Here is a 19,401-nt window from a genome sequence, read left to right as displayed (position 1 = left end):
GCACTAACCAGTGCCAAGGGCATAAATAAATGTGTGTGCTGCATGCCAGTCTTTTCCAGTGTTAAATTTATTTCGTATCTACGTTGTTATAAACGCATAATGTCATTAAATAATGCAAGGAGCATCATACTTCCAAGCAGTACCATACCAATTTTTAAACCAACTAATTGTATTTGTTCAGAAACAGGTTTTCCACGAATCAGCTCGATAAAATAATAAACTAAATGCCCGCCATCCAACATTGGAATTGGCAATAAATTTAGAATTCCTAAGCTTACGCTCATGAGTGCCATAAAGGAAATAAAAGTTTGCCACCCCATTTCCGCACTTTGTCCTGCGACTTTAGCAATGGTAATTGGGCCAGATAAATTATCTAAACCAATTAAACCACGTACCATTTTGACAATAGAGTTCAGAATCATGCTAGACAGCTGACCTGTTTTATCTACTGCCATCAATAAAGCTTCACTCGGGCTATATTGAATCGTTTGCTTATAATCTTCTGGAATGACAATTTTTCCAGGATCACTTTGCACACCCAATACACCCGAAACATTGCCCATATTGTCACGTTTACCTTGCGGCATTACTTCCAGTTGTTGCACTTGATTGTTACGCAGCACATCTACTTTCAGTAATTTTTCTGGCGATGCTTGAACAACTTGCACCACATCGTACCAGTCATTCATTTTTACGCCATCAATCGCAATAATTTGATCGCCGACTTGCATACCTTGACGAATGGCCGCACCATCTTCACTTAACTTACTGACAATTGCAGGAGTTTGTGGGCGATACGGTGTAAAACCCAAGATATCTAAAGGTGATTGGGATTGATCATTTAAGAAATTTTGAATGGGTAAGCTAAATGTTTTGATTTCACCTGCGCGTTCCGCCTGTACCTGGATCTTGCCTGTTTCACCTACACGATCTACCAAGGCAAAGTTCAGCTTTTCCCATGTCGTCACAGGCGTACCATCAATGGCGGTAATCTTATCACCTACTTGCATTTGCGCTGCCGCCGCAGGTGTATCTGCCAGTACCTTACCCACACGGGTATTCAACTGTTCTTGAGCGGGTAAAAATAATAGCCAGAACAATAATATGGCAAAAATCAGGTTGATTAACGGACCTGCTGCCACAATCGCAATACGTTTCCACGGATGCTGACGATTAAAGGCATAAGGTAGGTCTGCTTCTGCAACGTTTTCTTCGCGTTCATCAAGCATTTTGACATAGCCACCCAAAGGCAGTGCCGAAAGCTGATATTGAATCCCCGATTTTTTAGACGTCCATTTTAAAATGGTTGGCCCAAAGCCTATGGAATACACCAAAACTTTGACACCTAATTTACGTGCAACAAAGTAGTGCCCAAACTCATGAATTGCAATTAAAGGTCCTAGCAAAAGAATCGCTGCAACCACAATAAATAAGGCACTCATGCTTTAGCTTCCTTTATTCAACACAAAATACTGTGCAATAGCACGAGCATTTTGGTCTGCCTGCAAAATCAGTTCAATGCTTTCTGCGGCTGAATTTTGTATTTGGTTCAAGGTATGCTCAACCACTGTCGCAATTTCAGTAAAACGAATTTTTTGCTGCAAGAATGCTGCAACTGCAATTTCATTTGCTGCATTTAAAATAGCAGGCGCCAGACCACCTTCTTGCATGGCTTGACGTGCCAGACTTAACGCAGGAAAACGTGTGGTATCGGGTGCTTGAAAATCAAGCTGATGATTGACAAACAAATCTAAAGGCGGAACATGCGTTTGGATACGCTGCGGCCACGCCAAAGCATGCGCAATTGGCGTACACATATCAGGATTACCCATTTGCGCCAAAGTTGAACCATCCACATATTGAACCATGGAATGAATAATACTCTGTGGATGCACCACCACTGTAACAAAGTGTTCTGAAATTGCAAAAAGATGACACGCTTCGATTAATTCCAAACCTTTGTTCATCAAGGTTGCAGAATCTACCGAAATTTTTTGTCCCATAGACCAATTTGGATGTTTGCACGCTTGAGCAGGGGTAACGTGTTGCAGTTCTTCTAGGCTATGATTTAAAAATGGACCGCCCGAAGCAGTCAGTAAAATTTGTGATACGCCTAACTTAGGTTGTCCATTTCTTTCGGTTTGTAAATAATGTTCAGGCAAACATTGAAAAATCGCGTTATGTTCAGAATCTACAGGCAATAACAAAGCACCATGTTCACGTGCCGCCTGCATCATGATGTCGCCCGACATCACCAAGGCTTCTTTATTGGCCAATAACACGCGCTTACCCGCTTTAACCGCAGCCAGTGTAGGCAATAAACCTGCCGCACCGACAATGGCTGCCATCACCACATCCACTTCAGGATGTTCGGCAACTGCGATTAAACCCGCCTCATCGCTTAAAATTTCAATCCCTGAAATGTGTTGCTGTGCAAGTAACTGCTGCAATTCATCAACTTTTGACGCAGGTACAACCACAATTTTAGGATGGTACTGTTTGCATATTTGAACCAGTTCTTGAATTCGGCTGTGCGCCGTCACGGCAAAAACTGAATACTGCTCTGGATGTTGTTGCAGTACTTTTAGGGTGCTTTGTCCAATTGAACCTGTCACACCCAAGATACAAACAGCTTGTGACATTTATAAATCTACGCCAATAAGTTTTAAAACATACATACCCGCAGCAAAAATTGGAGCTGCTGCAAGCAAAGAATCAATCCGATCTAGCACACCACCATGACCTGGCAAAACGCGCCCAGAGTCTTTAATACCTGCACGGCGTTTGATCATGGATTCAAACAAATCGCCCAATACCGAGCTAAATACCGTAATCACCGAAAGAATCAGGAATAAAATATGTTGTGCCAAAGTCAGGTCTAAATACACCACTTCAACAACAATCACAATTAGCATGGCAGTAAAAACACCGCCATATAAGCCTTCTACTGATTTGTTTGGACTGACATTCGGTGCAAGTTTTTTCTTGCCCAGTTTACGCCCAACAAAATAAGCACCTGAGTCTGCACCCCAAACCAACAAGAACAAGTACATTAACCACCACGGCGAACTATTCCATACGGAAAAAATTGCAGTGACCGCAGCAGAAATTAGAATAAAACCAATAAAACTTAAGCTTGGGTTATACCATGCATCGTATTCTGGATAAGACTTGACCCAATAAATACTGAGTAACCATGTCAAAATAGAAGCTGCCCAAAGTAACAAGGCAATATCACTAAAATAAAGTGCCATTGCTGCCAAAGCGGCAGTCAATACACCAAAGCCCCAAGCCACAGGTTTGAGGACATATTTAGTTTTTCTTGGCATGAGTTTGAACCACTCATAGCCCGCAACCCCTGCTGCAACAATCATCAGCATAAACATTGGATAGTGCGACTGAGTTGCAAACATACAACTCAACACCACAGCAACCAATACCAATGCGGTAATAATCCGCTCTAACATGTATTAATTCTCAATTTTCTCTTGTTGAATTTGCTCAGAAGTTTTACCAAAACGACGTTCGCGACCACCAAATACTGCCAGTGCATCGTCAAATTCTTCTATGCTAAATTCAGGCCACAAGGTTTGGGTAAAATACAATTCAGCATACGCAGCTTGCCAAAGTAAAAAGTTGGACAATCTAAAATCGCCACCTGTACGAATCAACAGATCGACAGGTGGTAGGTCTGCCAGACTGACATATTGACCAAAAAGTTGTGTATCTATTTGTTCAATATCAATTTTATGCGCCACAACATCTGCTGCAATTTGTTTTGCAGCTTGTGCCATATCCCACATACCACCATAACTAATGGCTATTGTGAGTGTCATGCTGTTGAAATTAGCAGTCCTTTGTTCGGCATGCAACATTAACTCACGCAAATGCGGCGACAAACGTGAACGGTCACCAATAAAACGTAAGGCAATATTGAATTTTTCCATGCGTGGTAATTGCTCATGAATTGTGGTTTCCAGCAATTGCATGAGTAAATCCACTTCAAACTGCGGACGATTCCAGTTTTCACTCGAAAAAGCAAAAACGGTTAAAGCTTGAATGTGTTTTTTTCTACAATGTTCAACAATCGGGTCAAGTACATCTTTACCAGAGCGATGTCCTTCCCCTTTTTGCATTTGATTTTTTTTTGCAAAACGATTGTTGCCATCCATAATGATGGCAACATGTTTTGGCAAAGACGCGCTGTCTTCCGATGTGGTCATTGATTAGACCTTCATCAACTCAGCTTCTTTTGCAGCAAGACGCTTGTCTACTTCTGCAACGTATTTGTCTGTGATTTTTTGGATGTCATCTGCTGCACGGCGCTCATCATCTTCAGAAATTTCTTTTTCTTTCAATAATGCTTTGATGTCGCCCAATACATCACGGCGGATGTTACGAATAGCAACTTTGGCATTTTCTGCTTCAGAACGCGCAACTTTTTGCATGTCACGACGAGTTTCTTCAGTCAATGCTGCAAGCGGTACACGAATTGCATCGGCTGTGATTGGGTTTAGACCCAAATCTGACTCACGAATTGCTTTATCAATTGCAGACACCATTGAACGCTCAAATGGCTGAACCAATAAGGTACGTGAATCTTCTACACCAATGTTGGCTACTTGGTTAAGTGGCACATCGGAACCGTAGTAAGAAACCATCACACCATTTAAAATTGATGGATGTGCACGACCTGTACGTACTTTGGCAAAACCATGTTCTAAAGACTCTAAAGTCTTGCTCATACGTTCTTCGCTGTCTTTTTTAAGATCGTTAATCATAAGATCTTCCTTACTGTATTCTAAAATTTGAGTCAAAATATAGGGTTAAATTAAACCGTAGTATAAAGAGCTTTGTGGCTCACGTACATTAGTTCGTAACGTGAGTTCCTTCTTTTTCGCCCATCACTACAGAAAGCAATGCACCTGCTTTATTCATATCAAAAACTTGCAACGGCACATTGTGATCGCGGCATAAGCAGATTGCAGTTAAATCCATAACACCTAATTTTTCATCCAACACCTGGTCAAAGCTAAGTGTGTCATATTTCACCGCATCTTCGTATTTGCTTGGATCTTTGTTATATACGCCATCTACTTTGGTCGCTTTTAAGATCAAGTTAGCTTCGATTTCGATACCACGTAAACATGCTGCTGTATCTGTGGTAAAGAATGGATTGCCTGTACCCGCAACGAACACACACACTTCACCTTGAGTCAGGTGACGAATCGCATCACGGCTTGAGTAAGACTCAACCACTGTACCAATAGGCAATGCAGACATTAAACGGGTTTTGATGTTACGGCGTACCAAGGCATCACGCATGGCTAAACCGTTCATCACCGTTGCCAACATACCCATTTGGTCGCCTGTTACACGGCCAACTAAGCCATCTTTTTGTAATTGGCTGCCACGGTATAAGTTACCACCACCGACAACAATACCCACTTGCACACCTAAACCGACCAAGTGTGCAATTGCCAAAGACATTTGATCGAGCACTTGCGCATCAATCCCCATGTCTTTATTACCCGCAAGTGCCTCACCCGATAGTTTCAACAAGATACGTGCATAACGTGGCTTTTTTGAATCTAACATTGTCATTACTCCAATTCTAAATTCTAAACTTTAATTTTTTACAATTTTTATGGCTTACAGCTTGCAAGCCAAATCTGCAAATTATTATGCAGATTTGACCTGAATCAGCTTGGCAAATAAGTCGTATTCATCGGCATCGGTAATTTCAACTTCAAGTAAATCACCTGCTTTAATCACGCTCTTGTCAATATCTTCTACAAAGACGTTGCCATCAATTTCTGGTGCATCTGCATAAGAACGTGCCACTGCGACTGGAAACTCTTCTTCCAAATCATCTACCAACACGGTCATGGTTTGACCAATACGTTTTTGCAGTTTAGCTGCTGAAATTTCTTGCTGAACCTGCATAAAACGCTCATAGCGTTCTTGCTTGATTTCTTCTGGCACATGATCTGGCAAGTCGTTTGCTGCCGCACCTTCAACAGGTGAATAAGTAAAGCAACCAACACGGTCTAATTGCGCTTCTTTTAGCCAGTCGAGCAAAATTTGGAAATCTTCTTCTGTTTCGCCTGGAAAACCCACCACAAAGGTTGAACGAATCACCAACTCAGGGCATTTTTCACGCCAAAGTTTTAAACGCTCCAACGTGTTTTCGCTGTGCGCAGGTCGCTTCATCAACTTTAATACTTTCGGGCTGGCATGTTGGAATGGAATATCCAAATAAGGTAAAATTTTGCCTTGTGCCATTAAATCAATTACAGCATCCACATGCGGATATGGATAGACATAGTGCAAACGCACCCAAATACCCAATTGCCCTAAGGCTTCACACATATCATAGAATTGGGTTTTAACAGGCTGACCGTTCCAAAAGTCCAATTTGTATTTGGTATCTACGCCGTAGGCAGAAGTATCTTGAGAAATTACCAATACTTCTTTTACGCCTGCACGTTTCAGTGCCGCAGCTTCTTCTAATACCGAACCCACAGGACGCGAAACTAAATCGCCACGCATGCTTGGAATGATGCAGAAAGTACAGCGATGGTTACAGCCTTCTGAAATTTTAAGATAGGCATAATGTTTAGGCGTCAAACGAATGCCTTGTTCAGGTACCAAATCAATAAATGGATTATGTTTTGGTGGCTCAGGAACATATTGATGCACCGCTTCCATCACGTCCTGATAAGCAGCTGCGCCAGTCACTTTTAATACGTTGGGATGCATTTGACGAATTTTATCTTCATCTTTACCCAAGCAACCTGTCACAATGACACGACCATTGGCATTCATGGCTTCGCCAATCGCGTCTAAGGACTCTTGTACTGCAGATTCAATAAAACCACATGTATTGACAACAACTAAGTCAGCACCTTCATAATCAGATGCGACATCATAACCTTCAGTTTTTAACTGAGTTAAAATTCGTTCGGAATCTACCAATGCCTTAGGACAACCTAAAGAAACAAAACCGACTTTGGGGGATTTCATAGAATCTGCACTCCACTAGAATGCGCGTATTGTATGACTTTTCTTTGCATAAAAATAGAGAAATAGCCGACTCTTTGCATAATGCACCAAAATACAACCATTCAGGCTGAATGATTTAAATATTGCACCATTTTAATGCATTTTTTATTTACAGTGTTTCTGCTATCCGTTATATCTTGAAAATTCAGTCCAGTTCCTGCGCATTTTTCCGATTCTTCAGTGATAAATGCACTAAAAACGAAAAGTTGGCGTGCATTTTGCTTAATTCGCCTCAATTCGATCCAAATTTGGAACATGGCTGACACATGACAATGCCCTTGCACAATATTTCATACAGGAAGCATTCACGAATGGATCAGACCCAGAGCATTGACTATCGTCTTTTGGTGGATAACCTCAGCACCGCAATTTTACTGGTTGATCGTGACCTGAATATTTTTTATTTAAACTCGTCTTGTGAAGCATTGTTTGATATCAGTTTAATTCGCGCTTCGGGGCAACCCGTTTTAAATTTGCTGCACATGCCTGATGATGAGTTCAATACGCAAGAGGCTTTCCTGAATACCATCAAAACTGGTCAACCCTACACCCGCCGTGAAGCGACCATTAATGTCAATTTTAAAGATATTCATGTCGATTACACTGCATCACAGTTAAATGCAGGCAAGCCTTATCATCCTCTTTTGCTGATTGAATTGAATCCGATTGATCGGATGCTCAAAATTTCCAAAGAAGAAAACTTTATTCAACAGCATCAAGTCGCACGTCAGCTGATTCGTGGTGTGGCACATGAAATTAAAAACCCGCTTGCAGGAATTCGTGGTGCGACACAACTGTTAGCACGAAGTTTAAATGACCCGAAATATGATGAATTTACCGACATTATTATTAGCGAGGTAGATCGTTTAAGAAACTTGGCCGATACCATGCTCGGCTCACGCCAACTACCAAGCTATGAACTGGTCAATATTCACGAACCTTTAGAACGGGTGCGCAGCCTGATCGTCAATCAAACTAAAAACAAAATAAATATTATCCGTGATTATGACCTTTCTTTACCTGAAGTCATGGCAGACCGCGATCAATTGATTCAAGTCATGCTGAATATTTGCGCCAATGCAGTACAAGCCATGACCGAACATCCCGATTTCTTTACCGAGCATCGACCTGAATTGATTTTAAGAACTCGTATTCAACGCTTGGTTACCATTAATGGTGTGCTGAATCGTTCTACCGTACGTGTTGATATTGAAGATAACGGCCCAGGCGTACCTGAAGACATTTTAGAATCCGTGTTTTATCCATTGGTGACTGGACGCGCAAACGGTACAGGACTTGGTTTGAGCATCGCACAAAATATTATGCATCAACATAACGGAATGATTGAATGCCAATCCATTCCAGGAAAAACAATATTTAGCTTATATTTACCTTGGGAGGCGAGTCATGTCGCGAAATAAAATTTGGGTGATTGATGATGACCGTGCAATGCGCTGGGTACTGGAAAAAACTTTTAGAGAAGAAGGTTTTGAAGTCACCAGTTTTGAAGAAGCACAGTCTGCACTAGATGAGTTAAACCAAGATGCACCCGATGTAATTTTGACCGACATTCGCATGCCTGGAATTGATGGTTTAACTTTTCTTGGCAAAGTCAAAGTCAGTTATCCCGACTTGCCTGTGATTATTATGACTGCGCACTCCGATTTAGAATCGGCAGTATCTAGCTATCAAACAGGTGCATTTGAATACCTACCCAAGCCTTTTGATATTGATGAAGCACTTGCTTTAGTCAATCGTGCAATTTTGCATATCACCAAACTACAACAGCAAGAATCTGCAAAATCGACAGTGCAGCCAATTCAATCGACAGAAATTATTGGTGAATCGCCTGCCATGCAGGAAGTGTTTCGTGCGATTGGTCGTTTATCGCAATCACACATTACTGTGCTCATTAATGGTGAATCAGGTACAGGCAAAGAGTTGGTGGCGCATGCACTGCATCGCCACTCACCGCGTAGCAGCAAACCATTTATTGCGCTGAATATGGCAGCCATTCCGAAAGATTTGATTGAAACCGAACTTTTTGGACATGAAAAAGGTGCATTTACAGGTGCCAATACACAACGTCAGGGACGCTTTGAACAAGCCAACGGCGGCACCTTGTTTTTAGATGAAATTGGTGATATGCCTTTTGAAACCCAAACCCGCTTATTGCGCGTCTTGGCAGATGGTGAATTTTATCGGGTTGGTGGACATATTCCTGTCAAAGTGGATGTACGGATTGTCGCAGCAACACATCAGGATTTGGAAAAACTGGTACAAGATGGACGCTTCCGTGAAGACTTATATCATCGCCTGAACGTCATTCGGATTCATATTCCTAAACTGGCGCATCGCAGTGAAGATATTCCAATGTTGGCACAGCACTTTTTGGCACGTGCAGGCAAAGAATTAGGCGTGAGTCCAAAAATATTGCGTCCTGAAACAGTCGAATATATGCAGCAATTGCCGTGGCAAGGTAACGTGCGCCAATTGGAAAACACTTGTCGCTGGCTTACCGTGATGATTACAGGACGTGAGGTCTATCCTGAAGATTTACCAACCGAACTCAAGCAAATTCCAATTGAAAAATTAGCCGAACATTCTGCGCTTCATGTGGCAGATCGGGTATCTATGCAGCATTGGGATGAATTACTTGGGCAATGGGCAGTACAAAAGTTAAAAAATGGCGAGATGAAACTTCTGGATATCGCCATTCCAATGTTTGAACGCACCTTAATTAATGCTGCACTGCAACAAACCCGTGGACGTAAACGTCATGCCGCTGAATTATTGGGTTGGGGACGTAATACTTTGACGCGAAGACTCAAAGAATTAGGAATGGACAGTGCCGATGACGAAATAGAAGAAGATATGGAGAGCTAAACGCAGAAAAAATATCTAATCCATCAAAATATAGGGAAATTCAGCTTTTGAATTTCCCTATTTTTATATCTTAGACTCTCTAAGTTAAGTGCAATTAAGCCGCGGTAAATCCAACATAGCGAGATAAACCTTGCACGCCTAAATCCGTTTTATAAATCAAATATTGCGGATAACGACTTGAAGTCAGTTCTTGCCACATATCCAACTGATCATCATGTGCATGAATTTCATCGACACTGCGTGGCATGCTTTGTTCAAATACATCTGAGGCATATTCAAAACCCAAATCCATTGCGACAAACAAAGTATGCTCGCAAGGCTGAATATATTGTTCTTCTGCCCAATCAATAACAGCATGTTGGCAATGTGGGCAAAGCAAATTTTCAGTCGCAGGCGTAATCAGTTCAATGAGTTGATATGGCATAGAGCAGCATCACCAATAGTAAAATAGATAAACATAAAATCTGTTTGCATCATAACAAGCAATTTCTATATTTTGCGCTAAGCACGGCTTATAATTATAGAAATTTTTTTAATTATACTTATGGCAACTCTAGAAAATGCAATTACACTTGCAGTACAACAACATACAGGGCAGCTAGATAAAGGCAGTCAGCCTTATATTTTGCATCCCTTACGTGTAATGTTGCAATTACAACAGCCCGATCAGCAAATTGTCGCTGTACTGCACGACATTCTTGAAGATACCCACACCACAGCACAAGACCTGCAAAATTTAGGATTTCAAACGCATATTATTCAAGCAATTCAGGCGCTCACCAAACTGCCGCATGAAACTCGTGTTCAAGCGGCTATGCGTACTGCACAAAACCCGCTTGCCTGTGCTGTAAAAATTGCAGATGTGCAAGACAACATGAATTTAACGCGGATTCCCAATCCTACAGCACGTGATTTAGCCCGTTTAGAAGAATACCGACAAGTTTTAGAGATTCTGCAAAAAGCACAGCAATAAAGCACAATTAAAGATTGACAACATGCAACGATGCCACTTTAATTTAAGTATTGTTGCATAAATGGAATTTAGTCATGCTTACAGATTTGGATGATTTTTATTGTTTTGCCCAAGTGGTCGAACATGGTGGATTTAGTGCAGCAGAACGCGCCACCGATATTCCAAAATCCAAACTTAGCCGACGCGTACACAACCTAGAAGAACGCTTAGGTGTGCGTTTAATTCAGCGCAGCTCACGTCATTTTGCGGTCACAGAAATTGGTATGAATGTGTATCGGCATGCGCAAGTAATGATGAATGCTGCCCAAGCCGCGCACGACTTGGTCGATCACCTAAGTATTCAACCGCGTGGTGTAATTAAAGTCAGCTTACCTGTTTCAATTGCACAAAATGAAATTGCCAAAATCTTGCCTGAGTTTTTGAAAGCCTACCCTGAAATTAAAGTACAGCTAATTGTCAGCAACCGTCGTGTCGATATCGTCAACGAAGGGATCGACATTGCCCTGCGTGTCCGCTCAAATTTAGATGATGATCCAAGTTTGGTGATTCGCAAATTCAGCAACATCGAACAACATCTATTTGCCAGTCAGGCTTATTTGAATGAATTTGGCGATTTGAAAAAACCTGAAGATTTAAGTCATCATAAAATTTTAAGCATGTCGGATGAGCATTTAGATCAATACATGGTTGTGCATGATCAACAACAGCAACCGAAAAAAATTAAGGTCAACCCTACAGTCATGGGTTCAGATTTAATGATGCTAGCGCAATTGGCACGACAAAATTGTGGCATTGTGTTGTTGCCTGACACGATTGTTGAAGATTATGTTGCATCGGGTGAATTGATTCGTGTTTTACCCGACTGGCACGCACCGCATGGTATTTTCCATGCCGTCTATCCATCACGCCGTGGTTTATTACCTGCTGTACGTGTATTTATCGACTATTTGGTCGAAAAGCTAACCATTCGTTAGCACATAGGATCTTTTGATTTCAGATACGAAACAGCAAAAAAAAAGCTTATCTAAGACAGATAAGCTTTGAAAACTACAATCTAAAATAAGAAAGCTAAAACAAAGAAACTACAGCAAGTATCTTTGACTTCAATTATAGCGATTGTTCATTTTTTAACAAATAGTTTAAAACTAAAGTCTAAGATGTTTTATCTATCAGTCTTAACCTGAAAGCATTCGTGCATTAAATTTCAGGATAACTCCCCGTACCTTCTGGCCACGGCGATAACACTTCAAAGCCTGTATCAGTCACAGCAACCATGTGTTCCCATTGTGCAGAAAGTGATTTATCTGTCGTCACCACCGTCCAGCCATCTTTCAGTTCTTTCACACGCGCTTTGCCCGCATTCACCATTGGCTCAATGGTAAATACCATGCCTTTTTTAACCACCAAGCCTTGTCCAGGCTGACCATAATGCAGCACACTTGGTTGTTCGTGATACACCTGCCCAATACCATGTCCGCAATATTCACGCACAATGCTAAACCCTTCACGATGCGCCACACTTTGAATGGCATAGCCAATATCGCCCAAAGTCGCGCCCGGTTTCACCGCATGAATCCCTGCGCGCATCGCCTCATAAGTGGTATCGACCAGTTTTTTCGCTTCTGGTTTCACCTGACCCACATAGTACATACGACTGGTATCACCATAAAAACCATCTTTAATCACTGCCACATCAATATTAATAATGTCGCCATCTTTTAAAATGGTTTTGGATGATGGAATACCATGACAGACCACTTCATTGGGTGAAATACAGGTGGTTTTGGTATAACCGTGATAGCCCACATTGGCAGGAATGACTTTTAAGGTATTTACAATATAATCGTGACACAAATCATCTAAGTATTCTGTCGTGACTCCGGGTTTGACATGCTCGCCAATCATCTGCAACACCTGAGCAGCCAAACGCCCCGAAATGCGTAATTTCTCAATATCTTGCTCTGATTTAATGCTGACTTTAAGGGCGCGCATGATGAACTCCTGACCTGAAGCCTGAGATTATAGCCCTTTCGGCTTGTAAAATCAGCTCAAGCTGCCAAACAAGTATCCATCGTCATGCGACCAACAGTTTTGTTTAAGAACTGCGCATTTAAAATAGCAACCAAAACTTATACTAGATAAGCCATCTATACTATGTGGGATCAGCATTTTTCAAAAATACATCAGATAAACAGTAAGTTATTTAATTTTTATAGTGAAGATTAAAATAGCCTACAAACACATATCATAAAAAATATTCATATGACCTATAAAATAAATTAGAAAATCATAGCTCGATCTACTAAAATCGCTTTCTTTTGTTTACATCTTATTTCTCTCCCATGACGAATTTACGCACACGGGATATTATTGCCTTGGGTTTTATGACCTTTGCGCTGTTTATTGGTGCAGGTAATATTATTTTCCCACCTATCGTGGCACAGCAAGCGGGCGAACACGTCTGGCTTGCTGCGCTCGGTTTTCTCATTACCGCAGTTGGCTTACCCGTGATTACCATTATGGCGTTGTCACGTGTCGAAGGTTCTATACAAATTTTAAGTTCGCCTTTAGGCAAAATCGCGAGCTTAATTTTAACAGTCGTCTGTTATTTAGCGGTTGGCCCGCTTTTCGCCACACCACGTACCGCTACCGTATCTTATGAAATTGGTTTCTCTGCCTATTTTGGCGATTCCGCGAGTACCTTATTCATTTATAGCGCCATCTATTTTGCCTTGGTGATGTTAGTTTCACTGTATCCACACAAAATTTTAGATACAGTGGGCTATGTACTTTCCCCGCTTAAAATTCTGTCATTATTAATTTTAGGCATCACTGCATTTATTATTCCGACAGGTACAATTTCACCTGCCATTCACAATTATGTGAACAGTCCTGTATCTGAAGGCTTTATTAACGGTTATCTCACTATGGATACCTTAGGTGCATTGGTATTCGGGATTGTGATTATTAATGCGATTCGTTCACGTGGCGTAACTGATAAAAAACTCATCACCCGCTATGCGGTATGGGCAAGTTTAATTTCAGGGATCGGTTTAACTTTAGTTTATCTAAGCCTATTTAAACTGGGGATGGGCAGTCACGATGTTGCCGCCAATGCCAGTAATGGTGCAGTCATTTTACATGCCTATGTGCAACATGCTTTTGGCGGATTTGGCTCGGTATTTTTAGCTGCAATGATTTTTATTGCCTGCATGGTTACGGCAATTGGACTGACATGCGCATGTGCTGGATATTTTGAGCAAATTACTAAAATTCATTATCGCCGTTGGGTATTTATTTTAGTGGGCTTTGCCTTTGTTATTTCCAATCTTGGACTCACCAAACTCATTGCAGTTTCAGTGCCTATTTTAAGCGCGATTTATCCACCTGCAATTGTGGTCATTCTACTCAGCTTTTTCTGGGGATTATTCCGTATTCCAACCCGCGTGATTGCACCTACTGCCGCAGTTGCATTGCTCTTTGGCATCATTGATGCAATGAAGGCCGCAGACTTAGCTAGATTCTTGCCAACCACACTGACCAATTTTCCCCTGAGTGAACAAAACCTCGCTTGGTTGATTCCTGCATTACTGATTTTTGTATTCGCTACAATTCATGATCGAATGAAAAAATAGCCAGTACGGACTTCGAGCTCGGCTATTTTTTCAAGTCATGCTCTATTTTCGAGCTGTATTGTATTAAAGTCGTGTTTTATCCAAATACGAATTTAAGTTAGACAATAATTGTCAGGTTTTACCCAAACCCGCACTTATTGTTTCTTGTGCTAAAACTGCCTCTTTTTAAGGCAATTTATCAGTCATGATAATAGCAACCCAAATAATTATTTGGTATAAATAAACAAATGAAATTAAAATATTTTCAATAAAAAACTAAAACAAAATAAATCATTCACCCATTTTAAGCAGAGCTCAAATTAACGCTAAAGTCGTATAGTCGCCCTCAAAATTAGCTGGCATAAAATATGCAAGTACGATTGAAATCGTATTTAAATGGCTTAAAAAACACACTACTTTTTATTATTTTGTAAATAAATGATAACAAATAGTAGTATTTCATATGAAAATGATGTTTTTTATCAAAATATGACTATAAGGGCTTGAAATAGTTTGCTAAACAAGGTAGAACAATAAAACCAATCTGACTAAAATGCTCTGATTTTAGTGATTTATAACAAGGAGGGATGGAGATGTTTTCACATTTCAATACGCAAGTCTTCATTAACGCTCTGAAGGCTAACCAAAATCTAGTTACTTTTTTAAGCACCACTTTTGCACTGATGCTGACCCTATTGCTCCAAGGCTCAATTCAAGGCAACTTGAAACCAACCTATTTTTTATATGCCTTATTGGTATGTATAGCCTTTGCGATTTGGACATCCATTGACCAAAAGTTTCGTGAACATAAAAACGTAGAAGTTCATTAATCTTACCCTAGCACCCACTCATTTTAGCTTTTTCGCTTTCACTTTGCGGCAGATGGATCACTCCTCTGCCGCCAAACTCAAAAAGTAGATTCTAATCATCATTCCTGATCTATAGCAAAAATCTCAAAATCTTCTACGGGCTACCAAGAAAAAATTAAACTGAGCAATTAGAATTACAACAATCCATAGATTGCGCCAAGCAATAACACACTAGTCCCACCCAATTCAGCCACAATCAATAACAGCATCGCCAAACTCATGCACCAACTTGGCAATGTCCATGCTGCAATTTGATGCGGTTGTTTAAATTGATTAGTGGTATCTTTAAGCAATCCATGCAAGATATAACTCAGAATAGAAAAGCTAAAAAATACTAAATTTAGAATCACACAAATTAAAATTACAGTGGCATCCCAAATACAAAAATAAGCCAAGACCGCTAAAATTAAACTTGCAGGTGCATATAACAAACTACTGCGATGTGCGATATCCACATAATAATGAGCACGCGCTTGGGCAGAAGCACGAATTTGCCAATATTTCCACACGCCTGTAAGCATCCCCACCCACAAAAATATTCCACTGAAAATAATCGCAAGGCGCACTGCCAAAGATAAACTTTCCATGTTTAACACTCTTTTATTTTTCGTGTGGCTATTTAACTACACTCGCAGACTACTAAGCTTGACTTTAGAGTCAGAATAAACACAAGTTTCTTTTTGGAACTCGTGTAAAGTAACTTTATTCTCATCATCCTTAAAACATTATGAGCACATTTGAAAGCTTAAATATTATATGTACAGATGGTTATGCCCTCGCTGCCCGTTATTATCCAAATCAATATACACAAGCACAGCGTCTACCCGTCTTGATTTGTCCCGCGACAGGCATTACCAAGAATTTTTATCACGCTTTTGCCACATGGCTAAATGAACAAGGCTATGCTGTGCTGTGTTTTGATTTTCGTGGTATTGGTGATTCGTTACACGAACCATTGAAACAATGTGAAGCCAGTATTGTTGATTGGGGGCAGTTAGATATTCCTGCAGCAGTAAATACTTTGCTGCAAAAAACGCAAGCTGAACAAGTGGTTTTATTGGGACACAGCGCAGGCGGACAATTACTGGGGATTAATCCTGAATATCATAAAGTGGCAAAAGTCGTAGCTGTTTCAGGCTCTACAGGCCACACAAAAGGTTTAAAAGGTCGTACTCGCCTACTTGCCCCTGTGATGTTTAAAGTTATTTTTCCACTTGCCAGAATCACACATGGTTATGGCCCAACCAATGCAATTGGCATGGGCGAAAACCTACCTAAAAATGTGGCCCAACAATGGGCACAATTTTGTAGCAAACCCGGCTATGTCATCAATGCTATAGGCAAAACAGTTTCACAGCATTATCACGATGAAATTCGTTGCCCGATTACTGCTATTTGGAGTTCGGATGATGAGATTGCCACCGAAGCCAATGTGAAAGATTTACTCCGTCTCTATCCCCATGCATCGACTAATATGATTGAACTTAAACCAAAGCGTTATCAGCATAAAGCCATTGGGCATATGGCGATGTTTAAAAAGTCACATCGAAATTTATGGAATATGATTGAAAATCAATTGGCAGTTTAATTTTTAGTGGCGAAGTCACATACAAATTAAACATTTGTTTTAGTTTCTCGCTTTTTCTTTTCCTTGTTTAAGCAACCAAATTTGTAATCCTGTTTGGTTGTTTCTTTTTTTCTATTCCATGCCACATTTCATGTTCAGCTTTTAAAATCCAGACTTATCGCTGATACACATTTTCAGGATGAAACATCACAATCTTTTTATTACACCATAAAAAAGCTCCACCATTTCGGTAGAGCTTTTTGAGTGATTTAATTCAAAGCTTAGTAATTAGCGTAAGCGAATCATCACAGTTTTAATACGGTTACCATCAAGTTCTGTCACTTCAAAGTGCACACCTTGATAATCCAACTGCGTGCCGACCTGAACTTCACCTTGGGTTTTATCTAAAATCAAACCTGCAACGCTAATGTAGCCTGCATCTTCTTCAATCAGATCCATCATACCCAGTTCAAGTTCAAGCTGGTATAAATCCAGCATACCTGTTGCTTTCCATTCGTTTTCATTGGTTTTAACCAAATCTAACTGTTCGTCTGCATCAGGGAATTCACCTGCAATCGCTTCAAACACATCAAGCGGTGAAATCAAACCTTGAACATTACCAAACTCATCGCTGACTAAAACCAAAGAACCTTTAGAGGTACGTAACGTATTGATCGCATCAATCACTTTCATTTTTTCAAAAATGTAAATTGGACGCTGACGTTTAATTAAAGCTTTAAGCTCTTCTTCTTCGTCCAATACATCCAACAACTCTTTGGCACGTACAATACTAATAACTTTATCTAAACTACCACGACACACTGGGAATAAGCTGTGTGGTACAGATAGAATCTGTTCGCGGATTTGTTCAGGTGAATCTTCAATATCGACCCATGAAATTTGGCTACGTGGCGTCATAATTGATGCGACTGAACGCTCTGCCAAGGTCAAGACACCACCAATCATGTAGCGTTCTTCATCTGCAAACGCTTCTTGCGCTTCGTTATGCAAATCAGGGCTACTGGTTTCAACTCGCCCCCCCATCAATTTTAAAATTGAATCTGCAGTACGGTGACGTAACGGAATTTTTGCTTCATGTTTTGCAACATTGCGCTGACCAAATTGGTTAAACGCTTCAATAGCAATCGCAACACCAATACCCGAATAGATATAACCTTTAGGGATATGGAAGCCAAAACCTTCTGCAATCAAGCTGATACCAATTAATAGTAAGAAGCTTAAACACAAAATCACCACTGTTGGATGACGGTTCACAAAAGCAGTTAATGGCTTAGATGCAAGTAACATCACCAACATTGCAACCACCATGGCAACCATCATCACATAGATGTTGTCGACCATGCCAATTGCGGTAATGACTGAGTCTAAAGAGAAAACTGCATCTAGAACAACAATTTGTGCTACAACTGCGGCAAAACTTGCATAAACCACATTGGTCGTGACTTTGACTTCGGGTTTGCCTTCCATCTTCTCATGCAACTCTCCTACCGCCTTATAGACGAGGAACAAACCGCCACCCAAGAGAATGAGGTCACGCCCTGAAAAGGTTTTTTCAAATAAGGTAATTAACGGTTCGGTTAAAGTAACCAACCAAGAGATTGCAAATAACAATCCTAAACGCATAAACAACGCTAAAGATAAGCCAATCACACGGGCTTTATCACGCTGTTCTGGGGGTAATTTTTCTGCAAGAATTGCAATAAAGACTAGGTTATCAATACCTAATACGATTTCTAGAATAATAAGTGTAATTAAACCAACCCATATTCCCGGATCTAATAAAAACTCCATTAGTTCATAGCTCCGAGATAGTTAGCAGAAATCGAAATATAAAGTAGACCTGCGCACGGCGACGGATCCATAAAAGTAACCTTTTTAGCAATAGATAGCTTAATTATGCACAATCTTGAACATTTGTAATTAAATTTTTAATTTTTTTGAATAAAACTAAACAGTACGATCTATAAGATGGTTTTTACTTTATTTTTCACATTCTTAATTTTTTTAGAGCGATGACAGCCAAACAAAAGCCGTGAGAATGGATTAAAAATGTCAAATGAATTGTAATGTATTTTTAGACGCATTAGTCATAGATTACAACTGTAAGCCAACCCACACTTTAATCTAAACTTAAAATATTGATAAAAAACAACTATTGTTAAAAGATTAGACCAAAGCTTATAATTTTTTTGCAAAATTCAACGCAATAACCCGCACTTTTACCTAAAAGCCAAGTGTACAAATGTATTTTTTTAACTAAAATGCAGCCTAAGTTGATGGTTAAATTGATAATTCAACTTATAAAACCAGATAACTCACTACTAATCCAAACTAAAACAATTCTATAGGATTAATTGATATGACACATGAATATGGATTGAACTTAAACAAATGCCTACGCGCTTG

Annotated in this window: 18 protein-coding genes; 7 read left to right on the top strand and 11 right to left on the bottom strand. The window is 40.3% G+C overall.

Annotated elements, in window-relative coordinates; all coding sequences use genetic code 11:
- Positions 1–86: 86 nt before the first annotated feature.
- The 7 genes from rseP to rimO form a co-directional block, all read right to left on the bottom strand.
- Positions 87–1,442: an RIP metalloprotease RseP gene (gene rseP / locus FTT91_RS05750; protein ID WP_180169127.1), complete on the bottom strand. Its 1,356-nt coding sequence runs from the start codon at positions 1,440–1,442 to the stop codon at positions 87–89.
- A 3-nt stretch (positions 1,443–1,445) separates the two neighbouring features.
- The gene (gene ispC / locus FTT91_RS05745) at positions 1,446–2,642 is read right to left on the bottom strand and encodes a 1-deoxy-D-xylulose-5-phosphate reductoisomerase (RefSeq protein ID WP_180169126.1); all 1,197 of its coding nucleotides are present in this window, start codon (positions 2,640–2,642) and stop codon (positions 1,446–1,448) included.
- Positions 2,643–3,467 carry a CDP-archaeol synthase gene (locus FTT91_RS05740; protein WP_136143951.1) on the bottom strand — a complete coding sequence of 275 codons (825 nt, stop codon included), beginning with the start codon at positions 3,465–3,467 and terminating at the stop codon, positions 2,643–2,645. It lies immediately after the preceding gene.
- Between the two features lie 3 nt (positions 3,468–3,470).
- The gene (gene uppS, locus FTT91_RS05735; protein ID WP_004976709.1) at positions 3,471–4,223 is read right to left on the bottom strand and encodes a polyprenyl diphosphate synthase; all 753 of its coding nucleotides are present in this window, start codon (positions 4,221–4,223) and stop codon (positions 3,471–3,473) included.
- A gap of 3 nt (positions 4,224–4,226) precedes the next feature.
- Positions 4,227–4,781, bottom strand: a complete 555-nt coding sequence (gene frr / locus FTT91_RS05730) for a ribosome recycling factor (RefSeq protein ID WP_004976711.1) — start codon at positions 4,779–4,781, stop codon at positions 4,227–4,229.
- A gap of 88 nt (positions 4,782–4,869) precedes the next feature.
- Complete coding sequence (gene pyrH, locus FTT91_RS05725) at positions 4,870–5,598, bottom strand: UMP kinase (RefSeq protein WP_180169125.1); 729 nt, start codon at positions 5,596–5,598, stop codon at positions 4,870–4,872.
- Between the two features lie 84 nt (positions 5,599–5,682).
- Positions 5,683–7,026, bottom strand: a complete 1,344-nt coding sequence (rimO, locus tag FTT91_RS05720; protein ID WP_180169124.1) for a 30S ribosomal protein S12 methylthiotransferase RimO — start codon at positions 7,024–7,026, stop codon at positions 5,683–5,685.
- A 350-nt stretch (positions 7,027–7,376) separates the two neighbouring features.
- Between rimO and glnL the strand changes: the two genes are divergently transcribed.
- Together glnL and glnG are read left to right on the top strand one after the other, a co-directional pair.
- On the top strand, positions 7,377–8,486 hold the full coding sequence (glnL, locus tag FTT91_RS05715; RefSeq protein ID WP_004976718.1) for a nitrogen regulation protein NR(II): 1,110 nt from the start codon (positions 7,377–7,379) through the stop codon (positions 8,484–8,486).
- Positions 8,473–9,951, top strand: a complete 1,479-nt coding sequence (gene glnG / locus FTT91_RS05710) for a nitrogen regulation protein NR(I) (protein WP_180169123.1) — start codon at positions 8,473–8,475, stop codon at positions 9,949–9,951. The genes glnL and glnG overlap by 14 nt, the downstream gene beginning before the upstream one ends.
- Positions 9,952–10,045: 94 nt before the next feature.
- Here glnG and FTT91_RS05705 read toward each other — a convergent pair whose 3' ends face one another.
- Positions 10,046–10,375 carry a hypothetical protein gene (locus FTT91_RS05705; protein WP_180169122.1) on the bottom strand — a complete coding sequence of 110 codons (330 nt, stop codon included), beginning with the start codon at positions 10,373–10,375 and terminating at the stop codon, positions 10,046–10,048.
- Between the two features lie 120 nt (positions 10,376–10,495).
- On the opposite strand from FTT91_RS05705, the gene FTT91_RS05700 reads away from it, so the two are divergent.
- Both FTT91_RS05700 and FTT91_RS05695 read left to right on the top strand, forming a co-directional pair.
- Positions 10,496–10,924, top strand: coding sequence for a guanosine-3',5'-bis(diphosphate) 3'-pyrophosphohydrolase (locus FTT91_RS05700; RefSeq protein WP_180169121.1), 429 nt, complete (start codon positions 10,496–10,498; stop codon positions 10,922–10,924).
- A 74-nt stretch (positions 10,925–10,998) separates the two neighbouring features.
- Complete coding sequence (locus tag FTT91_RS05695; RefSeq protein ID WP_178868185.1) at positions 10,999–11,898, top strand: LysR substrate-binding domain-containing protein; 900 nt, start codon at positions 10,999–11,001, stop codon at positions 11,896–11,898.
- Positions 11,899–12,121: 223 nt separating this feature from the next.
- Here FTT91_RS05695 and map read toward each other — a convergent pair whose 3' ends face one another.
- Positions 12,122–12,916, bottom strand: coding sequence for a type I methionyl aminopeptidase (gene map / locus FTT91_RS05690; RefSeq protein ID WP_179995686.1), 795 nt, complete (start codon positions 12,914–12,916; stop codon positions 12,122–12,124).
- A gap of 350 nt (positions 12,917–13,266) precedes the next feature.
- On the opposite strand from map, the gene brnQ reads away from it, so the two are divergent.
- Together brnQ and FTT91_RS05680 are read left to right on the top strand one after the other, a co-directional pair.
- A complete protein-coding gene (gene brnQ, locus FTT91_RS05685; RefSeq protein WP_154320787.1) occupies positions 13,267–14,559 on the top strand; it encodes a branched-chain amino acid transport system II carrier protein in 1,293 nt (430 codons plus the stop codon).
- A gap of 572 nt (positions 14,560–15,131) precedes the next feature.
- Positions 15,132–15,368: a hypothetical protein gene (locus tag FTT91_RS05680; RefSeq protein WP_004976747.1), complete on the top strand. Its 237-nt coding sequence runs from the start codon at positions 15,132–15,134 to the stop codon at positions 15,366–15,368.
- Positions 15,369–15,541: 173 nt separating this feature from the next.
- On the opposite strand, the gene FTT91_RS05675 is transcribed toward FTT91_RS05680, so the two are convergent.
- On the bottom strand, positions 15,542–15,994 hold the full coding sequence (locus FTT91_RS05675) for a hypothetical protein (RefSeq protein ID WP_004976749.1): 453 nt from the start codon (positions 15,992–15,994) through the stop codon (positions 15,542–15,544).
- 140 nt (positions 15,995–16,134) lie between these two features.
- Here FTT91_RS05675 and FTT91_RS05670 point away from each other — a divergent pair, with 140 nt between their 5' ends.
- On the top strand, positions 16,135–16,995 hold the full coding sequence (locus FTT91_RS05670) for an alpha/beta fold hydrolase (RefSeq protein WP_180169120.1): 861 nt from the start codon (positions 16,135–16,137) through the stop codon (positions 16,993–16,995).
- Between the two features lie 267 nt (positions 16,996–17,262).
- Here the strand turns inward: FTT91_RS05670 and FTT91_RS05665 are convergent, their stop codons facing one another.
- The gene (locus tag FTT91_RS05665) at positions 17,263–18,786 is read right to left on the bottom strand and encodes a TerC family protein (protein ID WP_004976753.1); all 1,524 of its coding nucleotides are present in this window, start codon (positions 18,784–18,786) and stop codon (positions 17,263–17,265) included.
- Between the last annotated feature and the right edge of the window lie 615 nt (positions 18,787–19,401).

This window comes from Acinetobacter sp. YH12021, from assembly GCF_013420145.1.
Lineage (GTDB): Bacteria > Pseudomonadota > Gammaproteobacteria > Pseudomonadales > Moraxellaceae > Acinetobacter > Acinetobacter towneri.
Note: the sequence above shows the minus strand (reverse complement) of the source record. Positions and strands in the feature narration are given on the sequence as shown.

Excerpts from the sequence above, each read along its gene's own strand:
- map (WP_179995686.1), bottom strand. The coding sequence starts at position 12,916 with ATGCGCGCCCTTAAAGTCAGCATTAAATCAGAGCAAGATATTGAGAAA.
- brnQ (WP_154320787.1), top strand. The coding sequence starts at position 13,267 with ATGACGAATTTACGCACACGGGATATTATTGCCTTGGGTTTTATGACC.
- FTT91_RS05700 (WP_180169121.1), top strand. The coding sequence starts at position 10,496 with ATGGCAACTCTAGAAAATGCAATTACACTTGCAGTACAACAACATACA.
- glnL (WP_004976718.1), top strand. The coding sequence starts at position 7,377 with ATGGATCAGACCCAGAGCATTGACTATCGTCTTTTGGTGGATAACCTC.
- FTT91_RS05740 (WP_136143951.1), bottom strand. The coding sequence starts at position 3,467 with ATGTTAGAGCGGATTATTACCGCATTGGTATTGGTTGCTGTGGTGTTG.
- ispC (WP_180169126.1), bottom strand. The coding sequence starts at position 2,642 with ATGTCACAAGCTGTTTGTATCTTGGGTGTGACAGGTTCAATTGGACAA.
- FTT91_RS05675 (WP_004976749.1), bottom strand. The coding sequence starts at position 15,994 with ATGGAAAGTTTATCTTTGGCAGTGCGCCTTGCGATTATTTTCAGTGGA.
- rseP (WP_180169127.1), bottom strand. The coding sequence starts at position 1,442 with ATGAGTGCCTTATTTATTGTGGTTGCAGCGATTCTTTTGCTAGGACCT.
- FTT91_RS05680 (WP_004976747.1), top strand. The coding sequence starts at position 15,132 with ATGTTTTCACATTTCAATACGCAAGTCTTCATTAACGCTCTGAAGGCT.
- uppS (WP_004976709.1), bottom strand. The coding sequence starts at position 4,223 with ATGACCACATCGGAAGACAGCGCGTCTTTGCCAAAACATGTTGCCATC.
- FTT91_RS05705 (WP_180169122.1), bottom strand. The coding sequence starts at position 10,375 with ATGCCATATCAACTCATTGAACTGATTACGCCTGCGACTGAAAATTTG.
- rimO (WP_180169124.1), bottom strand. The coding sequence starts at position 7,026 with ATGAAATCCCCCAAAGTCGGTTTTGTTTCTTTAGGTTGTCCTAAGGCA.
- FTT91_RS05665 (WP_004976753.1), bottom strand. The coding sequence starts at position 18,786 with ATGGAGTTTTTATTAGATCCGGGAATATGGGTTGGTTTAATTACACTT.
- glnG (WP_180169123.1), top strand. The coding sequence starts at position 8,473 with ATGTCGCGAAATAAAATTTGGGTGATTGATGATGACCGTGCAATGCGC.
- FTT91_RS05670 (WP_180169120.1), top strand. The coding sequence starts at position 16,135 with ATGAGCACATTTGAAAGCTTAAATATTATATGTACAGATGGTTATGCC.
- frr (WP_004976711.1), bottom strand. The coding sequence starts at position 4,781 with ATGATTAACGATCTTAAAAAAGACAGCGAAGAACGTATGAGCAAGACT.
- FTT91_RS05695 (WP_178868185.1), top strand. The coding sequence starts at position 10,999 with ATGCTTACAGATTTGGATGATTTTTATTGTTTTGCCCAAGTGGTCGAA.
- pyrH (WP_180169125.1), bottom strand. The coding sequence starts at position 5,598 with ATGTTAGATTCAAAAAAGCCACGTTATGCACGTATCTTGTTGAAACTA.